The 25,303-nt window shown below is 61.9% G+C and carries 21 protein-coding genes and 4 pseudogenes; 16 read left to right on the forward strand and 9 right to left on the reverse strand.

The features are described from left to right. Positions 1-407 precede the first annotated feature (407 nt). The 3 genes from MHI61_RS15995 to MHI61_RS16005 form a co-directional block, all read right to left on the reverse strand. Positions 408-1,577, reverse strand: a complete 1,170-nt coding sequence (locus MHI61_RS15995; protein WP_239792672.1) for an alpha-D-ribose 1-methylphosphonate 5-triphosphate diphosphatase — start codon at positions 1,575-1,577, stop codon at positions 408-410. 146 nt (positions 1,578-1,723) lie between these two features. Next, entirely contained in the window at positions 1,724-2,314 is a 591-nt protein-coding gene (locus MHI61_RS16000) for an NUDIX domain-containing protein (protein WP_239792673.1), read from the reverse strand. Next, positions 2,311-4,515 carry a molybdopterin oxidoreductase family protein gene (locus MHI61_RS16005; protein ID WP_239792674.1) on the reverse strand — a complete coding sequence of 735 codons (2,205 nt, stop codon included), beginning with the start codon at positions 4,513-4,515 and terminating at the stop codon, positions 2,311-2,313. Before MHI61_RS16005 ends, MHI61_RS16000 begins: the two co-directional genes overlap by 4 nt. Positions 4,516-4,531: 16 nt before the next feature. Here MHI61_RS16005 and MHI61_RS16010 point away from each other — a divergent pair, with 16 nt between their 5' ends. Next, positions 4,532-5,401, forward strand: a complete 870-nt coding sequence (locus MHI61_RS16010; RefSeq protein ID WP_239792675.1) for a 23S rRNA (adenine(2030)-N(6))-methyltransferase RlmJ — start codon at positions 4,532-4,534, stop codon at positions 5,399-5,401. A 56-nt stretch (positions 5,402-5,457) separates the two neighbouring features. Next, complete coding sequence (locus MHI61_RS16015; protein ID WP_239792676.1) at positions 5,458-6,054, forward strand: glutathione S-transferase; 597 nt, start codon at positions 5,458-5,460, stop codon at positions 6,052-6,054. A gap of 83 nt (positions 6,055-6,137) precedes the next feature. Here MHI61_RS16015 and MHI61_RS16020 read toward each other — a convergent pair whose 3' ends face one another. Then, positions 6,138-6,773 carry an outer membrane protein gene (locus tag MHI61_RS16020; RefSeq protein WP_064682129.1) on the reverse strand — a complete coding sequence of 212 codons (636 nt, stop codon included), beginning with the start codon at positions 6,771-6,773 and terminating at the stop codon, positions 6,138-6,140. 364 nt (positions 6,774-7,137) lie between these two features. Between MHI61_RS16020 and MHI61_RS16025 the strand changes: the two genes are divergently transcribed. The 5 genes and pseudogenes from MHI61_RS16025 (at position 7,138) to MHI61_RS16045 (ending at position 11,668) form a co-directional block, all read left to right on the forward strand. Then, the gene (locus MHI61_RS16025; RefSeq protein ID WP_239792677.1) at positions 7,138-7,905 is read left to right on the forward strand and encodes an SDR family oxidoreductase; all 768 of its coding nucleotides are present in this window, start codon (positions 7,138-7,140) and stop codon (positions 7,903-7,905) included. Beyond that, the gene (gene uvrC, locus MHI61_RS16030) at positions 7,902-9,941 is read left to right on the forward strand and encodes an excinuclease ABC subunit UvrC (RefSeq protein WP_239792678.1); all 2,040 of its coding nucleotides are present in this window, start codon (positions 7,902-7,904) and stop codon (positions 9,939-9,941) included. Before MHI61_RS16025 ends, uvrC begins: the two co-directional genes overlap by 4 nt. A 165-nt stretch (positions 9,942-10,106) precedes the next feature. Then, entirely contained in the window at positions 10,107-10,697 is a 591-nt protein-coding gene (gene pgsA, locus MHI61_RS16035) for a CDP-diacylglycerol--glycerol-3-phosphate 3-phosphatidyltransferase (protein ID WP_010034988.1), read from the forward strand. Next, positions 10,694-10,945, forward strand: a pseudogene (moaD, locus tag MHI61_RS16040) (molybdopterin converting factor subunit 1); the annotation flags it as partial. The gene pgsA and the pseudogene moaD, both read left to right, overlap by 4 nt. 261 nt (positions 10,946-11,206) lie before the next feature. Next, positions 11,207-11,668: a molybdenum cofactor biosynthesis protein MoaE gene (locus MHI61_RS16045; RefSeq protein WP_239792679.1), complete on the forward strand. Its 462-nt coding sequence runs from the start codon at positions 11,207-11,209 to the stop codon at positions 11,666-11,668. Between the two features lie 100 nt (positions 11,669-11,768). Here the strand turns inward: MHI61_RS16045 and MHI61_RS16050 are convergent, their stop codons facing one another. Beyond that, positions 11,769-12,665, reverse strand: coding sequence for a branched-chain amino acid ABC transporter permease (locus MHI61_RS16050; protein ID WP_239792680.1), 897 nt, complete (start codon positions 12,663-12,665; stop codon positions 11,769-11,771). A 65-nt stretch (positions 12,666-12,730) separates the two neighbouring features. On the opposite strand from MHI61_RS16050, the gene MHI61_RS16055 reads away from it, so the two are divergent. Together MHI61_RS16055 and MHI61_RS16060 are read left to right on the forward strand one after the other, a co-directional pair. Beyond that, positions 12,731-13,276, forward strand: coding sequence for a CGNR zinc finger domain-containing protein (locus MHI61_RS16055; protein ID WP_239792681.1), 546 nt, complete (start codon positions 12,731-12,733; stop codon positions 13,274-13,276). Next, positions 13,273-13,776 carry a hypothetical protein gene (locus tag MHI61_RS16060; protein ID WP_239792682.1) on the forward strand — a complete coding sequence of 168 codons (504 nt, stop codon included), beginning with the start codon at positions 13,273-13,275 and terminating at the stop codon, positions 13,774-13,776. The genes MHI61_RS16055 and MHI61_RS16060 overlap by 4 nt, the downstream gene beginning before the upstream one ends. Positions 13,777-13,848: 72 nt before the next feature. Here MHI61_RS16060 and ndk read toward each other — a convergent pair whose 3' ends face one another. Continuing rightward, positions 13,849-14,271: a nucleoside-diphosphate kinase gene (ndk, locus tag MHI61_RS16065; RefSeq protein ID WP_011424805.1), complete on the reverse strand. Its 423-nt coding sequence runs from the start codon at positions 14,269-14,271 to the stop codon at positions 13,849-13,851. A gap of 81 nt (positions 14,272-14,352) precedes the next feature. Next, positions 14,353-15,041 (reverse strand): annotated as a pseudogene (locus MHI61_RS16070) (glutathione S-transferase family protein). Positions 15,042-15,179: 138 nt separating this feature from the next. Between MHI61_RS16070 and MHI61_RS16075 the strand changes: the two are divergent. From MHI61_RS16075 to MHI61_RS16100, 6 genes and pseudogenes are all read left to right on the forward strand, one after another. Then, positions 15,180-15,680 (forward strand): DinB family protein, encoded by a 501-nt coding sequence (locus MHI61_RS16075; protein WP_239792683.1) that lies wholly within the window; start codon positions 15,180-15,182, stop codon positions 15,678-15,680. Positions 15,681-15,831: 151 nt separating this feature from the next. Further along, positions 15,832-16,881: a GGDEF domain-containing protein gene (locus tag MHI61_RS16080; protein ID WP_239792684.1), complete on the forward strand. Its 1,050-nt coding sequence runs from the start codon at positions 15,832-15,834 to the stop codon at positions 16,879-16,881. 109 nt (positions 16,882-16,990) lie between these two features. Continuing rightward, a complete protein-coding gene (locus MHI61_RS16085; RefSeq protein WP_239792685.1) occupies positions 16,991-18,874 on the forward strand; it encodes an ABC-F family ATP-binding cassette domain-containing protein in 1,884 nt (627 codons plus the stop codon). 7 nt (positions 18,875-18,881) lie between these two features. Beyond that, a pseudogene (locus tag MHI61_RS16090) lies at positions 18,882-19,172 on the forward strand (polysaccharide deacetylase family protein); the annotation flags it as partial. Between the two features lie 68 nt (positions 19,173-19,240). After that, a pseudogene (locus MHI61_RS16095) lies at positions 19,241-21,282 on the forward strand (prolyl oligopeptidase family serine peptidase). 99 nt (positions 21,283-21,381) lie between these two features. Next, on the forward strand, positions 21,382-22,308 hold the full coding sequence (locus MHI61_RS16100; protein ID WP_239792686.1) for a Gfo/Idh/MocA family oxidoreductase: 927 nt from the start codon (positions 21,382-21,384) through the stop codon (positions 22,306-22,308). Positions 22,309-22,365: 57 nt separating this feature from the next. Here the strand turns inward: MHI61_RS16100 and MHI61_RS16105 are convergent, their stop codons facing one another. Both MHI61_RS16105 and MHI61_RS16110 read right to left on the reverse strand, forming a co-directional pair. Further along, positions 22,366-22,815, reverse strand: coding sequence for a DNA polymerase III subunit chi (locus MHI61_RS16105; protein ID WP_239792687.1), 450 nt, complete (start codon positions 22,813-22,815; stop codon positions 22,366-22,368). Then, positions 22,815-24,305, reverse strand: a complete 1,491-nt coding sequence (locus MHI61_RS16110) for a leucyl aminopeptidase (RefSeq protein WP_239792688.1) — start codon at positions 24,303-24,305, stop codon at positions 22,815-22,817. Before MHI61_RS16110 ends, MHI61_RS16105 begins: the two co-directional genes overlap by 1 nt. Positions 24,306-24,449: 144 nt before the next feature. On the opposite strand from MHI61_RS16110, the gene lpxF reads away from it, so the two are divergent. Further along, complete coding sequence (gene lpxF, locus MHI61_RS16115) at positions 24,450-25,223, forward strand: lipid A 4'-phosphatase (RefSeq protein ID WP_239792689.1); 774 nt, start codon at positions 24,450-24,452, stop codon at positions 25,221-25,223. Positions 25,224-25,303: the final 80 nt, after the last annotated feature.

Genomic DNA, 25,303 nt, shown 5'->3' on the forward strand with positions numbered 1-25,303 from the left:
CATATTAGAATAAATACAAAAACTCCTCTGTCATTAACATAAGAATATACAACGGAAATCAATGAAATAATTATTAGAGCCAAGCCTGGGTATTTATATACAGATACAATGGCCTTCAATAAGGAAGCAACTGACTTTTCGCATTGTATATATTTATCACCTACATAGACGTACGAGATACCATATTGGTTATCATGGTAAATTGATATCACGATTACACATATCGCCGCAATTACACTTAAAACGAGCGGCAGCAGTCCCCACTCTTTGTGCAACAACCTTGGCTCAGATGACATCTCTTTTCCGCATCGTTGGCAGTCTTGTTCCGGAGAAATGGGATGGTCGGGGCAGCGTCGACGAGAAAGTTCGCCTTGCTGGGATCTCGTGATCGACGCTCAGACGTGCGGCTAAGCCGCCAGCGCCTGCAGCGGATGAAGCGTGCCATCACTATAGACGAAGCGGCCGGCGCGGAAGGTGGCGCGGATGCGGTTGATGTCGCCCGGCTCGACCGCGACCAGATCGGCGCGCTGGCCGATGGCGATCTCGCCGCGGTCCAGGAGGCCGGCGGAGCGGGCGGCGTTGCCGGTCGCCATGGCGACGGCGGCCGGCAGGCCGCCTTCCACCGTGTCGGCGAGCTTGAAGATGCCGGGCACGAAGGCGGCCGGATGATAATCGGCGGCGATGACGCTCAAGAGACCGGCCTTTGCGGCATCGAGGGCGCTGAGATTGCCCGACATCGACTGGCCGCGCAGCGCGTTCGGCGCGCCCATCAGCGTCCAGAGGCCGCGGCGGCGCGCCTCTTTCGCCGCGGGTGCGGTGACCGGAAACTCGCTGATGGTGACGCCGAGATCGTGCATTTCGGCGACCTTCTCGATGCTGTCGTCGTCGTGCGAGGCGAGCGACAGCTTGTGCTTCAGCGACAGCGCGACAATCTCCCTCAGCTTGGCCTCGATTTCGGGATTGTTGCGAATGGCGATGCGCTTGGCGACGATCTCGGCGGCCATTTCCTCGGAGATGGCGCGGCGCTCGGAAATGCTGAGGATATAGCTTTGCAGGTTGTTGTACTGGCCCTGGCCGGGCGTGTGATCGGTGAGCGAGACCATGTCGATCTGATCGGCATTCAGCAGGCGTTCGAGCGCTGGCGCGGCGCCGACATTGGTGATTTCGTAGCGGGCGTGGACGCGGTGGTCGATCAACAGATTGTCGCGCAGGCGGTTGATGCCCTCGATCACCGCCGACGTCGTCTCGAGCGAGCGGACATGGCCGTAGACGCTTTCGGTGGCGAAGGAGACGGCGGCAAAGGCGGTGGTGACACCGGCGGCGGCAAGCTTCTTGTCGAGCTCGTGGATGCCGAAATCGATCGGCATCGTCGCATTCGGCCTCGGCGCGATCTCGCGCTCGATCATGTCGCCGTGCAGATCGACGAATCCCGGCATCAGCAGCCGTCCGCCGCCGTCGATCGCAGCTGCGGCGACCGGCTCCGGCCGGATCTCGGCGATGGCGCCATCCTCAACACGCACGGAACCTTCGCTCACCACCTGGTCGGGGAGAACGAGGGTGAAATTGCTGAGCCACATGGGCTTTCTCCTGACCGCATCCGATGATCGACAAAGCGCAGCGGATAGAACCGCTTCGTGACAAACGTATGAATTCTCAAGCGCTGGCAGCTCCATGCGAGAGCCGTCATGGGGGCAGCCGGCGCGTCGCCCGAAACGCCCGACCGTTATCCGATCCGGTCCCTGTTCAACGCCGCCCATTGCAGCAGCATGATCGTCTTGGCGTCGAAAATCTCGCCGGCTTCGATCATCCTGTTGGCGTCGTCGAGCGGGATTTCCAGGACCTCGATATCCTCGTGCTCCTCCTCCAGGCCGCCGCCTTCGGCGATGCGGTCTTCGGTGTCGATGAGGGCTGTGAAGAAGTGGACGACTTCGGTGATGGCGCCCGGCGACATATAACATTTAAAGAGAAAGCGCGCCTCGCGCAGGCGATAGCCGGTCTCCTCCATCGCCTCGCGGCGGATCGCCGCCTCGGGATGGTCGTCGTCGAGCAAGCCGGCCGGCACCTCGATCATCCAGGCGGGATCGCCGTTCAGATGAACGGCAAGGCGGAACTGGCGGACGAGAACGACGAGGTCGCGTTTGGGATCATAAAGCAGGATGCAGGCGGCGGGCGTGCGGTGGTAGACCTCCCGCTTCAACTGCTGGGTCGCGCCCTTGCGATCGATGTAATCGAGCAGGTAGCTGCTCAACCGCGTCCAGCCATTCGACAGCGTTTGCTCGCTGACGATCTTCATGCGTGATTTCGGCTGCATCATGCTGTGTCCCTGCGAAGCCAGACCTTGTTGTCGTGTATGGCCGCTCCGCCATAGGGCGCAACGGGGTCGGCGCCGGTCAGAACGTTGATGCCCTCACCGTCGACATGCGCCTTGTTCGGCCAGAGGCCCTCGGCGATCAGCACGCCCGGCTTGACCTCGGTGGTGATGCGGGCATGGATGCGCAGATCGCCGCGGCCGTTACCGATGCGGACAAGATCGCCATGCGCGATGCCATTGGCCTCGGCATCAACAGGATTGATCATGACCTCCGGGCGGCCTTCTTTCTGGCGCGACGTCTTGGTTTCGGAAAAGCTCGAATTGAGGAAGTTGCGGGCCGGCGACGTGGCCAGACGGAAGGGATGATCGGGATCGGCGACTTCGATGACATCGACCTGATCGGGGAAGGCAGGCAACTCCCCATGCGGCCCGAGCGCACCGATCGCCGCCGGCGGCTTGTTCGGCGCCGGCTGGTTGATCCAGTCCGGCCGGAAGTGGAACTTGCCGTCCGGATGAGCAAAGCCGTTGAGGAAATGCGCCTCCTCGAAAGCCGGTTGGCGATCGAACCATTTGTGTTCGAGGAAGTGATCGTAATCCGGCAGATCGCTCGATTTCAGGATGCGGTCGACCATTTCGCGGGCGGTGAAGCCGAAGCCGGGGCGATCGGCGACGCCGAGGCGCTTTGCCAGTTCCTCGATGACGAAGAGATTGGTGCGCACGGTTGGCGGCGGCTCGACCAGCTTCGGCCCGAGCAGGATATGGTTCTGGCCGCCGGCCCGATAGATATCGTCATGCTCGACGAACATCGTCGCGGGAATGACGATATCGGCGATCTCGGCCGTTTCGGTCATGAACTGCTCATGCACGGCGACGAACAGGTCGTCGCGGGCAAAGCCGCGTCTGACGAGGCGCTGCTCGGGGGCGATGTTGGCCGGATTGGTGTTCTGGATCAGCATTGCCGTCACCGGGCCGCGATGGCGCAGCGCCACCGGATCGCCGGTCAGCACGCGGCCGATCTGCGACTGATCGAGCATGCGGATATCGGCATCCTTCATCGAGCGACCGGTCAGTTCCGCATTGTTCATGCGGAAGATATCGCTGTTGGAATGGAAGGCGCCGCCGCCCTCATATTGCCAGGAGCCGAGCACGGTGGCGACCGAGGCGGCCGCATGCATCGCGACCGCGCCGTTGCGCTGGCGGGTGAAGCCGTAGCCCAGGCGGAAAAAGGTCTTCTTCGTCGTGCCGACGAGGCGGGCGAAGGCTTCGATCTCCTCGACGGAAAGGCCGGTGATCTCGGCCGCCCATTGCGGCGTCCTGGTTTTCAGATGCGCTTCGAGACCCTCGGGATCATCGGCATATCTGGCCATATAATCCCGGTCGGCATAGCCGTCGCGGAAGGCGACGTGCATGACGGCGCAGGCGAGTGCCGCGTCGGTGCCGGGCCTGACGATCAAGGCCATGTCGGCCTGCTTCATCGTCGGATTGTCGTAGACATCGATGACGACGATCCTGGCGCCTCGCTCCTTGCGCGCCTTGATGGCGTGGGTCATCACGTTGACCTGGGTCGAAACCGCATTTGTGCCCCAGATGACGACGCAATCGGTGCGGCCCATTTCGCGCGGATCAGGCCCGCGCAGCGTGCCGGTCGCCATGGTGAAGCCGGTCCAGGCCGGATTGGTGCAGATCGACGAGAAGAAGCCGGAATAGCGCTTGGCGTGGCGCAGGCGGTCGATCGAATCGCGCTGCACCCAGCCCATGGTGCCGGCGTAGAAATAGGGCCAGACGGCCTCGCTGCCGTCACGTGCCTCGGCCTTGACGAAGGCTTCGGCGATCTCGTCCAGCGCATCGTCCCAGGAAATCTGCTGCCATTGCCCTGCCCCCTTGGCACCGCTGCGGCGCAAGGGATGCATCAGCCGGTCGGGATGGTAGAGACGCTCGGCATAACGGGCGACCTTGGCGCAGATGACGCCCGCGGTGTAGGAATGATCATTGGCGCCGCGCACGCGGCCGATGCGGCCGTCCTCAGATAGTTCGACCTCCAGTGCGCAGGTGGAGGGACAGTCGTGCGGACAGGCCGTGTGGCCCAGCCTAGTGTCCGGCTTCGGGGATTTGGCTTCGATGGGGGTCGCAATGTTCATGGCATTTGTATATTCCAAGCCTTGGATGGCCAAAAGCCAGAAAAACTCCCCATGACGCGAATTCATACGGACATCAGCGAAAATGAACTACCGCCACATCTACCACGCGGGCAATTTTGCCGATGTGCTGAAACATGCCGTGCTGGCGCGACTGATCCGCTACATGCAGAAGAAGGAAGGCGGATTCCGCGTGCTCGACACGCATGCCGGCATCGGGCTCTACGACCTTTCCTCCGAGGAGGCGCAGAAAACCGGCGAATGGCGCGAGGGCATCGGCAAGCTGATGGAGGCCAACCTCGGACCGCAGGTTTCCGAGCTGCTGGAACCCTACCTCTCGGCAATTCGCGAACTCAATCCCGAGGGCGGCATCCGCTTTTATCCCGGATCGCCGAAACTGGCGCGCATGCTGTTCCGGCCGCAGGACCGGCTGTCGGCGATGGAGCTGCATCCTGAGGACTATGCCCGCTTGCATCGGCTGTTCGAAGGCGATCACCATGCCCGCATCACCGAACTCGACGGCTGGCTGGCGCTCGGAGCGCATCTGCCGCCGAAAGAAAAACGCGGCATCGTGCTCGTCGATCCGCCCTTCGAGGAAGAGGACGAATATCAGCGTCTGGCCAAGGGCCTCGAGAGGGCCTATCGGCGCTTTCCCGGCGGCACCTACTGCCTGTGGTATCCGCTGAAGAAGGGCGCTCCGATCAAGGAATTCCACGAGACGCTGCAGGCGCTCGACATTCCAAAAATGCTCTGCGCCGAACTGATCGTGCGCAGCGATCGCGGCATCACAGGACTGACGGGCTCCGGCCTCGTCGTCGTCAATCCTCCCTTCACGCTGAAGGATGAGTTGCACCAGATGCTTCCCGCGCTGAAGGACCACCTGGCGCAGGACCGCTTCGCCTCGCACCGCGCCTTCTGGCTGCGCGGCGAGAACAAGACGGCCAAGGGCGATTGACCCTACAACCGGCTTCGGGGATAGTCCGCGCCATCCACAATCTCGTCAGGTGTCCCATGAAGCTCCTCTGTTCGCCCGCATCGCCCTATTCCAGCAAGGTGCGGATGGCCGCGCATTTCCTGGGTATCGAGTTGAACGCCATCCGAGTCGACACGAATACCGGGCCGGCGATCCTGGTGGACAACAATCCACTCGGCAAAATTCCGACGCTTCTGACGGATGACGGGGCGTCGATCTTCGACAGCGTGGCAATCATGCATTATTTCGATCGACTGACGAAGGGCGGGCTCTATCCTTCTAAAAACGGCAAACGCACGGATGCAGAAGTGCTCGAAGCGCTGTGCGACGGCATTTGCGACTGCCTGCTCACGATAGTCTACGAGCGGCGCTTCCGCGACGAGGAAAAGGTCCATCAGCCCTGGATCGACCGGCAATGGAAGAAGGTGACGGCCGGGCTTGCCCATCTCAGCGCCAAGCCGCCGAAACTCGGCAAGAGGCTCAATGGCGGACATTTTGCACTCGCCGCGATGCTCGATTATCTCGACCTGCGCTTCAAAGACCAGTGGGAAGCCGATCATGGACCGTTGATCGACTGGCTGGCGCAATTCGAAAAGAAATTCCCGGCTCATAGCGAGCTCAAGGCCGGCGCCTGATCCGGCAGCCGATTTACGAAGCATCGCGCCAACAAAAAAGCCGGGCGACGTGCCCGGCTTCCTCGTATTTCTGTCCAGTCGGCTTAGAACTTGACGCCGATACCGAGCTTGACGCTGTTCTCGTCGTAACCGCGGGAGAAGCTGCCGGAGTCGAGGTCGTAATCCTTGCTCTGGTAGTCGGTGTAGCGATATTCCAAGCGCGTCGTGATGTTGTTGGTCACGAAGGCTTCGACGCCGGCGCCGACCGTATAGCCGTAAGCCGTCTTGCTTTCGTCCGAGGTGTCATCGGAAACCTTGATGTTGCCGAGGGCAAGACCGGCGGTGCCGTAGAGCAGGAAGGGGTTCATGTCGTAGCCGACGCGGCCACGGACGGAGCCGTTCCAGCCATACTTGTTCTTGACGCCACCCGAGGAAACGTCGTCGCCGCTGTAGCCGAGGTCGGATTCAACGCCGTAAACGATCTGGCCCTGCTGCCAGTTGTAGCCGGTGAAGACCTGGCCGCCGAAACCGTAGGTGTGGCGGTCGGAACCGAAGTCACCCATGTTGTAGGTGCCGGCGCCGCCGAGGTAGAAGCCCTCCCAGTTGCCGGCCGGCTTGACCGGGGCGTCCTGGGCGACCGGTGCTTCCGGAACCTGATCGACGGCATCGGCCGCCTGAGCTGCCGAGACGCCCGCGATTGCAAAAGCAGAGGCCATGAGGCCAGCAATGAGTACACGCATACTTTTCTCCTTTCAGTCCCGCGCCGCTTTCATCTGTCTATCAGCGAAGCATTGGCGGGGAAATTGCCAGATGTCCCTTCCGGATCGAGACTGAAATTGAAACTGAAATGCGGATTTGAAAGAGCCAAATTGTGATATCATTGTGGCTGCCACATGGCCGAAATTCGATGTTGCTTAAGCGCAACATACACTTCATTAACCATACCGAAGTGTTAAACTTAAAATACTTATTTTAAGAAATCGCATTATTAAATAATACATAGAATATCAGGACAACGAAGGCAACTGCAGCGGCCTATTTATATAATCTCCGCCCGCCCCTATATAGTCGACAAACAGACTCGCGGGATCAGAAGGCAAGATTTTGAACGACGAAAGACTTCGCGCGGCCCTGATAACAGGGGCTGCCAAGAGAATAGGCCGGGCAATCGCCGAAGACCTTGCTGCACATGGCTTTTCCGTTGCGATTCACGCCAACGGCTCCCTCGGCGAAGCCGAAGAGCTGGCGGCGGAATTGCGGCGGAAGGGATATCAGGCAATCGCGCTCAAAGCCGACCTTACCGATATCGGCGAAACCGGCGCCCTCATAAAAAGAGCGGCGGAGGCGATCGGTCCGATCGATCTGCTCGTCAACAACGCCTCGATCTTCCGTCAGGATTCGGCCCGCAGTTTCGATGCAAAAGCATGGGCGCAGCATTTCGATATCCATGTGCGCGCGCCCTCGATTCTTGCCGCAGCCTTTGCCGAACAGTTGCCTGACGAAACGACCGGACTGATCGTCAACATCATCGACCAGCGCGTCTGGGCGCTCAATCCGGGCTTCTATTCCTATACGCTCTCCAAGGCGGCGCTCTGGACGGCGACGCAGACGATGGCACAGACCTTTGCGCCGAAGCTGCGCGTCAACGCCATCGGTCCCGGCCCGACGGTGCGCAGCGCGCGGCAATCGGAAGAGGACTTCCAGGCTCAGATCGACGGGCTCATCATGAAGGCAGGGCCGGGATTCGGCGAGTTCGGACAAACGATTCGTTTCCTCTTCGACACGCCCTCGATCACCGGCCAGATGATTGCCCTCGACGGCGGCCAGCACCTCGCCTGGCAGACGCCCGACGTGGCGGAGATTACGGAATGAACGGACGAAAGCTGCCGGATGGCGGCGTTCTCTACGACGATACAGATGAGAGCGAAGACGATATCGAGGTGGACGGCGAGGTTTCCGCCGCCCCTCTTGCGGCAGCGGTGGACTGGAACGCAGGCAGCCTCAACGAGACCGGGCTCATCGGCGCGGAACTGATCGGCGAATTCGTCAAACGGCTGCCGAACAGTCCCGGCGTCTACCGCATGTTCAATGCCGAAGGCGACGTGCTTTATGTCGGCAAGGCGCGCAGCCTGAAGAAGCGTGTCGGCAATTACGCCGTCGGCCGCGTGCATTCCAACCGCATCGCCCAGATGGTGCGGCAGACGGCGAACATGGAATTCGTGACGACGCGCACGGAAACCGAAGCGCTGCTGCTGGAAGCGAATCTGATCAAGCGCTTGCGGCCGCGCTTTAACGTGCTGCTGCGCGACGACAAGTCGTTTCCTTATATTCTGATCACCGGCGATCACCGGGCGCCGGCGATTTTCAAGCATCGCGGCGCCAGGGCGCGAAAGGGTGATTACTTCGGGCCCTTCGCTTCGGCCGGCGCGGTCGGGCGGACGATCAATTCGCTGCAGCGCGCCTTCCTGATCCGCACCTGCACAGACAGCGTCTTCGAAACCCGCACGCGCCCCTGCCTGCTCTACCAGATCAAGCGCTGTTCCGGGCCCTGCACGCACGAGGTCAGCGACGAGGGCTACGCCGAACTGGTGCAGGAGGCGAAGGACTTCCTGTCCGGCAAGAGCCAGAAGGTGAAATCGCACATAGCCGAAGCGATGAACCAGGCGGCCGAGGATCTCGACTTTGAGCGGGCGGCGATCTACCGTGATCGCCTGGCCGCACTTTCGCATGTGCAGAGCCACCAGGGCATCAATCCTGCTGGAGTCGAGGAGGCCGACGTTTTCGCCATCCATCACGAAGGCGGCGTCTCCTGCATCCAGGTGTTCTTCTTCCGCACCGGCCAGAACTGGGGCAACCGCGCCTATTTCCCGAAGGCCGATCCGCAGCTTTCCAGCGCCGAAGTGCTGAATGCCTTTCTAGCGCAGTTCTATGACGACAAGCCGGTGCCGAAACAGATCATGCTGTCGGAGACGGTCGAGGAACTGGAGCTGCTCGCCGCAGCGCTCAGCGAAAAGGCCGGCCACAAGGTGTCGATCCTGGTGCCGCGGCGCGGCGAAAAGCGCGATCTGGTCGACCATGTCGTCGGGAATGCACGCGAGGCGCATGGGCGAAAACTTGCCGAGACCGCGTCGCAATCGCGGCTGCTCGAAGGCTTCAAGGACACCTTCGGGCTTGCCTATGCGCCGCAGCGCATCGAGATCTACGACAACTCGCACATCATGGGCACCAATGCCGTCGGCGGCATGGTGGTGGCGGGGCCGGAAGGCTTCGTGAAGAACCAGTACCGCAAGTTCAACATCAAATCGACCGACATCACCCCCGGCGACGACTTCGGCATGATGAAGGAGGTGATGACGCGGCGGTTCTCGCGGCTGATCAAGGAGGAAGGCATTCCCGACCGGACGGCGCAGGCAACGGCAACCGACGCCGCCGACATGCCCTTCCCGGCCTGGCCCGATGTGATCCTCATCGACGGCGGCCAGGGGCAGATGACGGCCGTGCGCGCCATCCTCGCCGAGCTCGGCATCACCGACAGCGTCACCGCGATCGGCATCGCCAAGGGTGTCGACCGCGATGCCGGGCGCGAACGCTTCTTTCCGCCGGGGCGGGAGAGCTTCACACTGCCGCCGCGCGATCCGGTGCTCTACTTCATCCAGCGCATGCGCGACGAGGCGCATCGTTTCGCGATCGGCTCGCACCGGGCGCGGCGCAAGAAGGAAATGGTCAAGAACCCGCTCGACGAGATCGGCGGCATCGGCCCATCGCGCAAACGGGCGCTGCTGCAGCATTTCGGCACGGCGAAAGCGGTGTCGCGCGCCGCTCTTTCCGACCTGATGGCAGTAGAGGGCATCTCCGAAGCCGTCGCCAGGCAAGTTTACAACCATTTCCACGAGGACGCCGCGAAATAACCGGCCGCCGTCGCAAATTCCACGCAAAGGCAGTGAAAAGACAGAAACAATGTTGACGGTCTGCGGTCAAAGCCGTCATCTACGGCATCGGCCCCGAAAATCGGAATCGATTTTCGTAAAGACGCGCGGCGCTATCGCGGCGCATCAGTTCAGAGAAACGATCCCATGGCATCGCGTGCGTACAGCATCCCCAACCTTCTGACTTACGGCCGCATCCTCGCCGTGCCGTTGATCGTCCTCTGCTTCTTCATCGAAGGCCGATTGTCGATCAGCAATACGGCGCGCTGGGTGGCGCTGTGGATCTTCATCATCGCCTCGCTCACCGATTTCCTCGATGGTTACCTCGCCCGCATCTGGAACCAGACGTCGAATATCGGCCGCATGCTCGATCCGATCGCCGACAAGCTGCTGGTCGCCTCGATCCTTCTCTTGGTCGCGGCCGACCAGACCATCGCCGGCTGGTCGATCTGGGCGGCGATCACCATTCTCTGCCGCGAGATCCTGGTGTCCGGCCTGCGTGAATATCTGGCGGCGCTGAAGGTCAGCGTGCCGGTGACGCGGATCGCCAAATGGAAGACGACACTGCAGCTCGTCGCCATCGCCTTCCTGCTCGCCGGCCCTGCCGGCGACGAGATTTTCCCCTATACGACGCAGACCGGTATCGCACTGTTGTGGATCGCCGCATTGCTGACCATCTATACCGGCTATGATTATTTCCGCGCCGGATTGAAACATATCGTGGATGACGAGGAATGACGCGACTTGTCTATTTCGCCTGGGTGCGCGAGCGCATCGGCAAGGGTGAGGAGGAGATCGACCTCCCCTCCTCCGTCGTCACCGTCGCCGATCTTCTGAATCATTTGAAGACGCTGGGCGATGAATATCAGGCCGCACTTCAATATCCCGAGGTGATCCGCGTGGCGCTCGACATGGAGCATGTCGAGCATGACGAGCCGATCGCGGGGGCGCGGGAAATTGGAATATTCCCGCCGATGACGGGGGGTGATTGCGGTGACGGCCGTGCCAGATCGCCCCCCTCTGCCCTGCCGGGCATCTCCCCCACAGGTGGGCAGATTGGCTGGGAGTGCCGGCTCGCCCAAACAATCAACGTTTCAGCCCGGCGGAACGGTAAAGGGGCAGGAAGGTCGTTCCACTCGTGATCTCTCCACCTGTGGGGGAGATGGCCGGCGGGCCAGAGGGGGGCTTCCACGGCAAAGCGTTTCCGCATTCTTTGCAGCTGCATCAAAGCAGCGGAGGATTTTGCTGTGACCATCACCCCCACCATCCGCGTCCAGCGCGAAGATTTCGACCTTCAGGCCGAGGTAGACCTGCTCTCCAAAGGCAAACCCGGCGTCGGCGCCGTCGTCACCTTTTCCGGCCTCTGCCGTGATGACGGCGGCACGCTCGCCGCTCTCGAACTCGAACATTACCCCGGCATGGCCGAAGCCGAGATGAGCCGCATCGGCGCACTCGCCATCGCCCGTTTCGGGCTGCTCGGGCTGACCGCCATCCACCGCTACGGCAAGATCGCCGTGGGTGAGAACATCGTGCTCGTCGTCGCCGCCGCTCCGCACCGCCAGGCGGCGTTCGATGGCGCCAACTTCGTGATGGATTTCCTGAAGACCGCGGCTCCTTTCTGGAAGAAGGAACACGGCAAGGACGGCGCCGCCGGCGACTGGGTCGCGGCAAAGGATGCCGACGATGCAGCACGCGACAAGTGGAAATAAATCAGCGCATTTCCTGATTATCCGAGCGACGGAAATGCGCTGCTCTTCTTGTTTTACGCAATTCCGGACGCAAAACCGCTGCGCACTTTTGCTGGATTGCTCAGAGCACCACACGCTCTCTGCGGCTCATGACCAGCAATAGGACGAGCAGCGAGAAGATGACGAGATCGCGCCAGACGAAGGGGCCGTAGGCGCCCCATAGGGTTTCGACGACGGCAAGCCCGGCGGCGCCGCCGGCCGAGCGCAGCGGATCGGAATAACCGCCGACAGCGGCGATCAGCAGCACCTTCAGCCCGAACATCAGGCCGGCGCCGAAATCCATCGAGCCGTAATAAAAGGTGGCGAGGATGCCGCAGATCGCGGCGACCAGGGCGGCGGCCGCATAGGCGACGAGGAAAACGCGGCTGGCGCTGGTGCCGCAGAGCTCGGCGGCCAGCGGATCGTCGGTGACGGCGCGCCAGATGCGGCCCCAGGCGGTGCGCCTGAGGATCAACCCACCCACCGCGACGATGGCCGCCATCAGCGCCGTGTCGATCAGCTGGATATAGGTGAGCGTCACCTTGAACGGCCCGTCGCTCCAGAAGACGACCGTGTCGTTCAGAAAAGGCGGCAGCCAGATCGCCCTTGTGTCGGCGGCAAGCCGGGCGGTCTCCATCAGCACGATCATGATGCCGAGGGCAGCGACGATGACCGTATTCGGCGACGTCCTGACCAGCGGCAGCATGATCGAGCGGCCGATCCAGATGCCCGCCGCCAGCGAATAGATGATCGCGGCACACGCGCCGACCACAAGCGCCGCGGGCAGCACCAGCCAGAAACGGTTGAAGGCGAGCTCGGTGAAAAGCAGCAGGATCTGCCCGGAGAAGGCGAAGATCGCCCCATAGGTGATGTCGGCCCGCTTGGTGACGCCGAAGGCGACGGCATAACCGAAGGCGAGCGCGGCATAGAGGGCGGCAAGCGGAACCGCATTCGCCAGCTGCTGCAGAAGGTAGGCCATTCCAGATCCTCCGGATCCGATAAAATATAACTGGCAAAAAGCATTTAGCCAGTTATATTTTCATCATGAGCTTTTCCTGGACCCCTCACCGCTTTGCTGGCGGCGCCTTGGCGCTCGATGTTGCCAACAGCGTCGTTCTGCGCCACGACGCAGCGCGGCGGATCGACCGCTTCGCAGTCAGCAATCAGATGCGCGACTTTCCGCACGCTGCCGCCGAATTCTGCGCCGAACGCGCCCTCTTCGGCAATATCGCCCCGGTGGCTAGGGAAAACGAGGCGGATTTCATCGCGCTGCGGGAAGCAATCGACCTCTATTTCCGCAAGCGTATACTCGATGGCGGTGACGACCGGTTGCTGGCCGGGCTGTTGGATGCGATGGCGACGGTGCTGCGGGAAGCAAACCCCGGCAGCTTGGCGGCGGCGACCGCCCATTCGGTGCTGCGGCTGATCGCGATGCCCGATCCGGAACGCATGAAGATCTGCGGCAATTGCGGCTGGCTGTTCATCGACCGCAGCAAGAACAGAAGTCGGGCCTGGTGCGACATGGCGGTCTGCGGCAACCGCGCCAAGGCGAACCGGCATTATCGCCGCAAGAAGGAGGAAATCCCATGAGGAAACATCTGATCCTCACGGCGACAGCAATCGGCATCGTGCTGTCCGCCTGCCAGCGCGAGGCCAAGAATCTGGTCGAAGTGACCGGCCACCTCTTCGTCTTCAACTATCGGGTGGCAAGCGCCACCTATCTGCTGACGCTGAAGAAGACGGGTCCCATTCCCGACGGCTCGGTCATCATCGCCGAATTCGAAAATCCTCAAGGCGGCGCGCCGCTGGTGCTGAACCAGAAAATCTACCCCATCGACGACAAGATCGCGTTGCAGAGCCAGAACCTGCACTGCGTGCGCAAGGACCGTCCCTATACGGTGAATGTCCGGCTGGTCGACAAGAATGGCAAGGTGCTACAGGAATTGAAGACGCAGTTCCGCTCCGACCTCGACCAGACCGTGCTGCCGAGCAAGCCGCTCGTCGTGGGTGCGTTTTATGACAAGAACCCGGAGGTCTTCAAACCGGACGGCAGCGTCGATTTCTCGAATACCGACAAATGCCCAGAATAGAGAAAGCCGGAGCGAGGGCCCCGGCTTCGAGAGTCAATTCAAGGCATTGGGAGGGAATGCCGACCTATGGCCTCAGCCGACGATTTCGGTGTCGGAGAACCAGTACTTGATTTCCTGGGCTGCCGTTTCCGGAGCGTCCGAGCCGTGAACCGAGTTTTCGCCGATCGACAGCGCGTGAACCTTGCGGATCGTGCCTTCAGCAGCGTTTGCCGGGTTGGTCGCGCCCATGATCTCGCGGTTCTTGAGGATCGCGCCTTCGCCTTCCAGAACCTGGACAACGGTCGGGCCGGAGGTCATGCCTTCAACGAGTTCGCCGAAGAAGGGACGATCCTTGTGAACGGCATAGAAGCCCTCGGCTTCGCGGCGGCTCATCCAGACGCGCTTGGAGGCGACGACGCGCAGGCCGGCATCTTCGAGCATCTTGGTGATGGCGCCCGTCAGGTTGCGCTTGGTTGCGTCCGGCTTGATCATCGAGAAGGTGCGTTCAATCGCCATAGTCAAATCCTCTGTTTTCTCGGGAAAAGTGGGCGGTCTTTACCCGCCTCAACGCCCGAAAACAAGAGGCCAGAGGCAATTTCACGCCGCTGTCACAGTCCGGCCGCGGCTTTCATGAAGATCGAGGCAGCGTTCGAACCAGGCCATGACTGGATCGTCGGCGGCCAGCATGGCAAGGCCGGTGCAGACGCGCAGCCATTGCAGCGCGCCGAACACGATATAGTCGGCGAAGAGCGGCGTCTCACCGCCGATGAAGGGCTGGAACTTCAGCATGTGCCGGAGCGGCTCCAGCTTTGCGCCGAAGGCGGCTTTCTCTGCGTCGCTGTCAGCGGCAATGACGTCAAACGATTTGCCAAGACGAGCCTCGCGGCTTTCGCGGAAATAGGCCTTGTCCCCCTCGTCGAGGATCGCATGGATGTCGAGAAGCCCGATCCGCATGATCGCCGGATGGATGATCATCTGCGAATAGCCCTCCACCATTCGCGACAGCGCCTTGCCGCCCTCGCCGCCGAACAGCGACGGCCGCTCGGGATAGGCTTCTTCGAGATAGAGAGCGATGGCGAAACTGTCGGGGATCAGCCTGCCGTTGTCGTCGAGGACGGGCAGAGTTGGTGAGACACCGCCGCCGATTTCGCGGATGCGGGCGTAGGTCGTCGGAATCTCTTCGAAATCGAGCCCCTTATGCGCCAGTGCCATCACCGCCTTCCAGCAGTGGGGCGAAAGAAGCGCCGCTCATCGGCGCCGCAGAGGGAATAGAGAGCTCTGGTCATGACAGTCCTTTCGAGATCGCAACTCCCTGCATTCGACGACAGAACGCGCCTGCGATCAAATCAGGAAATTTCATGGCGTCATCACTGCGATTTCTGCGGAAGCAAGCTAGATTACCCTTCCGAAGACAGGAGGAGCGCATGCTCAGGCAATACAGGATGTTTGCCGCCTATAATCGCTGGGCCAATGCCCGGGTCTATGCGGCGGCGGCCGAACTCAGCGATCCGGAATTCCGCAGCGACCGCGGCGCCTTCTTCGGCTCGCTGCATCGAACCCTCAACCACCTGCTCGTTGCCGACCGAATTTGGATGAAGCGCTTCACCGGCACCGGCGAGGCGCCGACGAGCCTCGATGCGGTGCTTTTCGAGGCGTTCGATTCACTTGCCGTTGCACGCAAGGCAGAGGACGAGCGTATCATCGCCTGGACGGACACGCTGGACGAAACAAGCCTAACGGCTAACTTCACCTACTCGCCGGTGAGCCAACCGATCGTGATGACCCAGCCGCTGTGGACCGCGCTCTCGCATCTCTTCAACCACCAGACCCACCATCGCGGCCAGTGCCACATGACGCTGACGGCGCTCGGCAAGCCGAGCATCGGGCTCGACCTCATCTATTTCCTGCGCAGCGAGGGCCGCTAGTGGATGTGAGCGTCTCCGCATCAACAGGGTATTAACCGCCTTTACCGGTAGCGCCTGGAATCCAGCGCTTCCCATCCAGAGATTCAGCCTCTTTTAAAAGCTTGCGGGCATAGCGGAATGACGGAAAAGGCCGGGGCCGCGAGGGATCGTCATGCCGAATGCAAGCGCAAACGCACTGGTGCCGCGCGAGGCGGTGCGCCCTGGGCCTATCGCGGGCATCCAGAAGATCGCCCAGCACATGGCGCGTCTCAACATTGCCGGGCTGCCGCGCAACTATGAACTCTTCCATGAGGCAATCGTCGGGCTCAACGGAGGCCTCGCACAGGATATCGCCGCACTCGGGTCCCAGCCGCAGCAAGCGATGCTTGACGAGCTCGGTCTGAAATACCGCCTCGTCGGCCATTGCGGGCTGGCAGGCGAGACGTCGCGGAACGAGGCGAGCCGTTTGCTGCGCGAGGTGGCGGAGAGGCTTGCCGAAGGGCTGCGGCACCGGGATGCATTTGCGCGCGCTTGCGACACGATCCTGAAATCCGTCTCCAGTCATGAAGACCAGAGCCTTGCCGCCTTCATCGGCGAGCTCGACTACCTCTCGGCCTCGCTGACGAGCGTGTCGTCCGCGGAGATGCAAATCGGCGCCAAGCTGGCGGATGACATCAAGAGGCTGGAAACGCTTGAGCGCGGCATTTCGGCGATGCAGGTGGCCGCCGTCGCCGACAGGATCACCGGACTTCCCAATCGCATCGCGCTCAATCGCGTGATCGCCGACCTCTACGAGCGCGAAGAGGGTGCCGCCGGCAGTGCGCTTGTCATGGTCGATGTCGACAATTTCACCGATCTCAATGACAGATATGGCACGCCGGCAGGCAACAGGCTCTTGAAGAAGCTCGCCGGCCTCTTCCAAAAGTCGGTCAAGAAGAACGACTTCGTCGCCCGCACCGAGGCGGACGAATTCGCCTTGCTGTTTTCCAATGTCGGCATGCAGGATGCGATGGCGATTGCCGAACGCCTGCGCGCCTCCGTCGAAGACAATCTGGTCTTCGCGACCTCAGACAAGGGCGATAGCGGCAGGCTGACCATTTCGGTCGGCGTGGCGCTCAGCGCGGACGCGTCAACGCCGGGGCAATTGCAGGCCAATGCCCGCGTCGCCCTTCTCGCCGCTCAATCGAACCCTCGCCAGCCGGTGCAGGCCTTCGGCCGCTGAGGCGGATTCGATCTCTTGCGGCGGATAAGAGCCTTGCCGGGCGGGCAAGCAAGCTGACCGGCGCCAAGCGCTCTTGCCTTGGCGGGCGCTTTCGGCCAAAACGCCGGCCATGATCACGCTCACCGAAATTTCCGCCCGCATCGCCGGGCGCCTGCTTCTCGACAATGCCAGCCTGTCGCTGCCTTCGGGCACAAAGGCCGGCCTCGTTGGCCGTAACGGCGCCGGCAAGTCCACGCTGTTTCGCGTCATTACCGGCGATCTCGGCTCGGAGACCGGATCGGTGTCGATCCCGAAGGCGGCGCGCATCGGCCAGGTGGCCCAGGAAGCACCGGGAACCGAGCAGCCCCTGATCGAGATCGTGCTTGCCGCCGACAAGGAGCGCGCTGCCCTGCTTGCCGAAGCGGAAACGGCGAGCGATCCGCACCGCATCGCCGAAATCCAGATGCGCCTCGTCGATATCGATGCGCATTCGGCCGAGGCGCGCGCGGCGAGCATCCTCGCCGGCCTCGGCTTCGACAGGGAAGCGCAGGCCCGCCCCGCCTCCTCCTTCTCGGGCGGCTGGCGCATGCGGGTGGCGCTCGCCGCCGTGCTGTTTGCCGAGCCAGACCTGCTTCTGCTCGACGAGCCGACCAACTATCTCGACCTCGAAGGCACGATGTGGCTGGAGGATTATATCCGCCGCTATCCCCATACGGTCATTATCATCAGCCACGACCGTGACCTCCTGAACAATGCCGTCAATTCCATCGTCCATCTCGACCAGAGAAAGCTCACCTTCTACCGCGGCAATTACGACCAGTTCGAGCGGCAGAAGGCGGAGGCCGACGAACTGCAGACGAAGGCCAAGGCCAAGAACGAGGCGGCGCGCAAACATCTGCAGAGCTTCATCGATCGCTTCAAGGCCAAGGCCTCCAAGGCCCGGCAGGCGCAGTCGCGCGTCAAGGCGCTCGAGCGCATGGGCACGGTTGCGGCCGTCATCGAGGACCACGTACAGCCGATCACCTTTCCCGAGCCCGAAAAGCAGCCGGCCTCGCCGATCGTCGCCGTCCAGGGCGGCGCCGTCGGCTACCAGCCCGGCAAACCGATCCTGAAGAACCTCAATCTGCGCATCGACAATGACGATCGCATTGCCTTGCTCGGTTCGAACGGAAACGGCAAATCGACCTTCGCGAAATTCATCTCCGGCAGGCTTGCCCCGGAGAGTGGCGAAGTGAAGCTCGCACCCTCCCTGAAGATCGGCTTTTTCGCGCAGCACCAGCTCGACGACCTCATCCCCGAGCAGTCCGCGGTGGAGCATGTGCGGCGGCTGATGCCTGGCGACCCGGAGGCCAAAGTGCGCGCCCGTGTCGCCCAGATGGGACTGGCGACCGAGAAGATGGCGACCGCCGCCAAGGATCTTTCCGGCGGCGAAAAAGCCCGCCTGCTGATGGGACTTGCCGCCTTCCATGCGCCGAACCTGCTCATTCTCGACGAGCCGACCAACCATCTCGACATCGACAGCCGGCGCGCACTGATCGAGGCGCTGAACGACTACGAAGGCGCCGTCATCCTGATCTCGCACGACCGTCACCTGATCGAGGCGACGGTCGACCGGCTCTGGCTGGTCAACGGCGGCACCGTCACGGCCTTCGAAGGCGATATGGACGAATATCGCGACCTGATCGTCGCCTCCGGCAAAAAAAAAGAAGAAAGGCCGCAGCCGCCTGACGATGCGACCTCCAAGGCCGATCAACGCAAGCTCAATGCGGAGAGGCGCGCTTCGCTGACGCCGCTGAAGAAAAAGATCAACGAAATCGAATCCTTGACGGCGAAGCTGGAGAAACAGATTCAGGCGCTTGATGCGGAACTTGCAAACCCCGCTCTCTACGAGAAAACGCCCGCCAAGGCCGCCGAAAAGGTAAAGCAGCGCGGCGAGGCCGCGGCAAAACTCGCTGCTGCCGAGGAAGAATGGCTGATGCTGTCGTCGGAATACGAAGAAGCGATGGCGGGATAGCAACAGTCGCGCCGCGATCGCCATGCGCGACATGGTGGTCATGGATGTCGACATCGACAGCAAGGACTATTTCACCACGACGCCGGCCTCCGTAACGCAGCGGCCGATGGACCAGTTGCACAAGCGCGGCCATGGCATCATTCTCATGCATGACATCCACAAGCGCACGGCGAAGATGCTGCCGACCCTGCTTTCGAAACTCGAAGCCGAAGGCTACAAGGTCGTGACCCTGAAGTTCAAGAAGACGCAGGTCCCGACCAACCTTGTCGCTTTGGCCGATTTCGTGATGACCCGCTAACGCGGGTTGTCAACTCGAGATCGGCTGCCTAGATCTGATCGACGTCAACGGAGGCCGGCAACTCAGACATGAACCTTCATCTCGAGACGGACGAGGATCCGCGCACCCGCCAGTTCATCGACAAACATAACGCGCTGTCCGATGCGGCATTGAGAACGCCGGAATTCGCTGAGGATCGCGACGCGATCAAGACGCTGATCGAGCGGCAGGACCGGCTGATCGTGCCGATGCGCCGCGGCGGGTGGCTGTTCGATTTCCGCCAGACCAAGGACAATCCGCTCGGCGTCTGGCTGCGCCTGCCGGCCGATCAGCAGCCGTTGCCGGAGGCGGATTGGGAGAAGGTCTTCGATCTCGACGCCTTCTGCGTCGGCGAGGGCAAGCGCTGGACCTGGCGCGGCGTCGTCACCTGCCCCTGGGAACCGACGCGCGTGCTGCTCACGCTTTCGGACGGCGGCTCAGACCTTGTCCGCCTGCTCGAATTCGACGCAGAGAACAAAGAGATCGTGACGGGCGGCTTCGACACGCCGGCGGCGCGATCGCATGCCAATTGGCTAAGCCGTGACGAGATCTGCTATTTCGGTTCGATCGACCGATTTTCGGCGACCCGTTCGGGATGGCCGCGCGTCGGGCGGCGATTGAAACGCGGGCAGCGGCCGGAAGATGCCGGCATCCTCTTCGAAGCCGCCGACGAGGACGTCTATGGCTTCAATCTCGTTATCGACCCTGCCCTGTCGGGCAGCTGGGCGGATGCCGGCTTGATCGACATCTTTGTCGCCGCGCACGAGATCGGTGTCGCCAGCGCTTACCTGATATCCGATGACGGCAGGCAACGGCGCATCGACCTGCCCAAGGAGGCGGACTTTCAGTTCAACCACGATCACTGCCTCTGGCGGGCAAAGACCGACGAGCGGGTTGCGACAGGCAGCCTGGTGCTGCAGCGCTTCGATCCGAACTCTAAGACAGTCCCGCTCGGGCCGGAGCGGATCTTGTTTCAACCCGGTGAAGGCCAGTCGATCTCACAGATGATGCTGATGCGTGAGTGGTGCGTGTTCATCGTCTCCGACCGGCTGCGCCCGCGTCTCATGGTGCTCGACCTGACGAAGCCCGATGCCGAACAGCGGGAAATCGCACTGCCGGAGGAAATGCAGACGGCTCATTTCAGGCCGCTCTATGCGGATCTGCATCTCGGCGACGACACGCTCTACATCGTCGGTCAGGGTTTCCTGCAGCCACCCACCTGCTATCGCCTGGAACTCTCCGATCGCAGCAAGCCGCCCGAGCCAGTGTTCACCGCCGTGGCGCCGAGCTATTTCGATGCGACCGGCATGTCGTCCGAGCTGCTGGAGGCGGTTTCCGAAGACGGAACGAGGGTTGCCTATCGGCTGGTCCTGCCGAGACAGTGGACCAGGGCGCGCTGCCGGTGCTGATCTACGGCTATGGCGGCTTCGACGTTGCGCTGTCGCCGAATTATTCCGGCGTGACCGGTCGATGGCTTGAGCAAGGCGGCGCCTATGTCCAGGCTTATATCCGCGGCGGCGGTGAATTCGGGCCTGACTGGTATCGCAGCGCCAAACGGCAAGGGCGAGACCGGGCCTTTGCCGATTTCGTCGCCATCGCCCGCGATCTCGTCGCCCGCGGCTACACCGTGCCGTCGCGGATCGCCTGCCAGGGTGGCAGCAATGGCGGCCTGCTGACCGGCGTAATGCTGACGCGCTATCCGCACGATTTCGGCGCGATCTGGTGCCAGGTGCCGGTGCTCGATATGACCCGCTTCCACCTGTTCAGCGCAGGGCAGGCTTGGATGGACGAATATGGCGATCCGGAGGTCCAGGTTGATCGGGACTTCATGCTCGGTTATTCGCCGCTTCACAATGTCAGGCCGGCGAGCGAGATCGCCTATCCGCCGATTTATATCGAAAGCTCCACCAATGACGACCGTGTGCACCCCTCGCATGCACGCCGCTTTGCCGCGCAGCTGGAGGAGGAAGGACACAAACCGCTCTTCCACGAATTCGGCCTGGGCGGGCATGGCGGCGACGGCGATTCGCAAGAGCGCGCCACCCGCGCGGCGATGGGTTACAGCTTCCTTCGCCAGACCATCATGGGGTAGGAAGAAGCAATAGAGTGAAGGGGAGAGCTTGTCGGCGCTCCTCTTTCTGCTACAAGAAGCGCAATAAATCATACTTTTCACAGGTTCGAGCGAAACACCATGTCTCCCATCAATCTCGCCATCGTCGGCGTCGGCAAGATCGTCCGCGACCAGCACCTCCCCTCCATCGCCAAGAACGCCGATTTCAAACTCGTCGCCACGGCCAGCCGCCACGGCACGGTCGAAGGCATCAACAGCTATACGACGATCGAGGCGATGCTCGACGCCGAGCCTTCGATAGACGCCGTTTCGCTCTGCATGCCGCCGCAGTACCGCTACGAGGCCGCCTATAAGGCGCTCGTCGCCGGCAAGCACGTCTTCCTGGAAAAGCCGCCTGGCGCGACGCTGAGCGAAGTGGCCGATCTCGAGGCGCTTGCCGCAAAGCAGGGCGCGTCTTTGTTTGCCAGCTGGCATTCGCGCTATGCGCCGGCGGTCGAGGCCGCCAAGGCGTTTCTTGCCTCGACGACGATAAAGAGCGTGCATGTGATCTGGAAAGAGGATGTCCGCCACTGGCATCCGAACCAGGAATGGATCTGGCAGGCCGGCGGTCTCGGCGTTTTCGATCCCGGCATTAATGCGCTGTCGATCGTCACCCACATCCTGCCGCGGCCGATCTTCATCACAGAGGCGGTGCTCGAATTTCCCGAAAACCGCGATGCGCCGATCGCCGCCGACATTCATTTCCGCAATGCCGACGGCCTGCCGGTCCGCGCCGAATTCGACTGGCGCCAGACCGGCAAGCAGAGCTGGGACATCGTCGCCGAAACGGCAACCGGCCAGATGGTGCTTGCCGAAGGCGGCGCCAAGCTTTCGATCAACGGGACGCTGACCTTCGCCGAACCGGAGCAGGAATATCCCTCGCTCTACCGTCGCTTCGCCGAAATCATCAAGGCCGGCAAATCGGATGTCGATCTGGCGCCGCTGCGCCATGTCGCCGACGCCTTCATGCTCGGCAAGCGGAAATTCGTCGAAGCCTTCCACGATTGAGCCACTTGGCGGTCCTTGCCTGTCAGCCTGACAGCAAGGACCACTCTGGAGGCCTGCTCAGGCCTTCTTCTCCCAGCGTCCTTCCGGCGTCTGCTGCCAATAGGTGAGGTTATGCCCCTCGCCTTTCAGCCTCTTCCATTGCGCGCGCGCTGCTTCCAGTTGCTCTTGATCGTGACCGTCGAACATGAAGACGATACGCTCGTAAGAGGCTGCCGGCGGCGGCTCGGCGCCGTCGACGATGAAACGCACCGTGGCCGCATTGGCGTTGTCCGACGTGACCGTCAAAAGCACCGGCTGGTCCTCGGCGAAATCGGCCTCGTCGGTGCCGTGCGGCAGGAAACTCTCTTCGCGGAACGTCCATAGATGCGAATCGAGCGCATCGCGCCGCGCCGGCTCACGCGTCTGAACGGCGACGCGCCAGCCGCGCTCGACGCTTTTGTCGATGAGCGGCGGAAGCGCGTCTTCCAGCCTGGTTTCGGTCAGATGATAGAAGAGAATGTCGGTCATCAGGCTTCATAATGGGTGCGAACGAGCTCGTCGAGCAGGCGCACGCCGAAGCCCGATCCCCAGGATTGGTTGATCTCGTCCTGCGGTGAGCCCATCGCCGTGCCGGCGATATCCAGATGCGCCCAGGGCGTGTCCTGCACGAAACGCTTGAGGAAATGTGCTGCGGTGATCGAGCCGGCCTGGCGGCCGCCGGTGTTCTTCATGTCGGCGAATTTGCTGTCGATCAGCTTGTCGTAATCCTTGCCGAGCGGCATGCGCCAGAGTTTCTCGTTGGTCGAAAGGCCGGCCGCCGTCAGCTGGCCGGAGAGCTCATCGTCATTGGAGAACAGACCGGCATGCACATTGCCGAGTGCCACGACGATCGCGCCGGTCAGGGTGGCGAGATTGATCATGAACTGCGGCTTGAAGCGATCATTGCAATACCAAAGCGCGTCGCAGAGCACGAGGCGGCCCTCGGCATCGGTATTGATCACCTCGATCGTCTGGCCGGACATGGAGGTGACGATGTCCCCCGGACGCTGGGCGTTGCCATCAGGCATGTTCTCGACCAGGCCGATGATGCCAACGGCGTTGACGGCGGCCTTGCGGGAGGCGAGCACATGCATCAAGCCGGTTACGGCGGCGGCGCCGCCCATATCGCCCTTCATGTCTTCCATGCCGGCGGCCGGCTTGATCGAAATGCCGCCGGTATCGAAAACGACGCCCTTGCCGATGAAGGCGATCGGACGATCCTTGCCCTTGCCGCCTTTCCACTGCATGACCGCCAGGCGCGGCGGGCGTACGGAGCCTTGGGCGACGCCGAGCAAGGCGCCCATGCCGAGACGGCGCATTTCCTTCTCGGTCAGGATTTCCACGTCGACGCCGAGCTTTTCCAGCTCCTTTGCCCTGGCGGCGAATTCGACGGGGCCAAGTGCATTCGGCGGCTCGTTGACAAGGTCACGGGCAAGATTGACGCCGGCTGCGATCGCTTCGGAATCGGAAAACGCCTTCTTGGCCCCGGTCGCATCCGCGGTGACGATCGTCACCTTGACGGATTTCGCCGGTTTCTCCTCGTCGTCATTCTTCTTTGTCTTATAGGCATCGAAGCTGTAGCCCCGCAGCAGCATGCCGAGCGCAAAATCAGCGGCCGCGCGCGCGTCCGTCGCCAGGCCGGGCACGTCGATGAAGATGGCAGCCTTGTCCGTATTCTTGATCTTCGATGCCGCAGCACCGCCGGCCTTCAGCCAGTCATGGGCGGTGAGTTCGGCAGCCTTGCCAAGCCCGAGGACGACGATGCGTTCGACCGGCGCACCTTCCGGGGCGACGATATCGAGCGCGGCCATGGATTTTCCGGAGAATCGCGCGATCTTCGCAGCCTTGGCGATCACGCCTGCCGGATCGGCCGTTTCAGCGCCTGCGGCGCCGTCGGCCTCCGCAGTCTTCAACAGGATCGCCAGCCCGCCATGGAGCTTCGCCGACTTCGAGAATGAAATTTCAAACTTTGCTGACATGTCTTCTCCGCTGGGATTCTCTGAAATCCGTCCCTGGCGGATAATTTCGCGTTTGTCGGGTCTGTCAATGGCTTGCGACACTTGTTATGGTCGCCCGCGGCCGTCCAGGCCCACATGTTTTCGTCAGTTTCGTAGATATTCGCGTTGACAGTTTTTTCGAAAAATCGATGGCGGGGCCCGGTGATCCGCCTGCCGAAGACGACTTTCGGCGCATTCATGCTGTTGTTCTGGGCGTGGTGGGCGCTGCTGATCGTCTTCCGCGCCTTCCCCGGGATCGACATCTATTTTTCCCAGCTTTTTTTCGTGAGCACCGATTGCGACGCGACGGTCGCTGCCGGAAGCATCTGCGGCGGCTTTCCCTATCGCGACTCGGGGAACTTCGACCTGCTGCGCACCATCTTCTTCCGCCTCCCCTATGTCGTGGCGATCGTGATGGCGTGGAAACTCATCGAATGCTACCAGCAGCACGGCGCAACCTTCAACGCCGAGCGGGCGCGCAAGCTCAAAGTCGCGCTCGGAACGCTGCTGATCGGGCCGGTGCTGCTCGTCAATGTCATCCTGAAGGAACATTGGGGCCGGCCGCGGCCGGTGCAGACGGATATTTTCGGCGGCGCCCTGCATTTCGTCGAGGCCGGTTCGCTTGCCGGCAAATGCGTTTCAAACTGCTCCTTCGTCTCCGGCGAGGCGGCGAGCGCCGGCTGGCTGCTCTGCCTGCTGCTCTTCGTTCCGAAATCGCTGCGCTACGTGCTGGTACCGCCGGTCGCCGCGATCTCGATCCTGACGCCGGCCTTGCGGCTATCCTTCGGCGCGCATTATCTCTCCGATGTGACGCTCGGATGGCTGTCCTCGCTTGTCGTCTTCGCAGCGCTGCTGGCGTTAACTGAGTCGCAACAGAGCCAAAAAAATTCTGAAATTTGAATGAATTTTTGACACCTGCTTGTCGCAAAAGCGCGACAAAGAGCGTAGAGGGATTCTCCTGCAAGCCGTTTGGGGCCTGC

The organism is Rhizobium sp. K102 (assembly GCF_022385315.1).
In the GTDB taxonomy this organism is placed as follows: domain Bacteria; phylum Pseudomonadota; class Alphaproteobacteria; order Rhizobiales; family Rhizobiaceae; genus Rhizobium; species Rhizobium croatiense.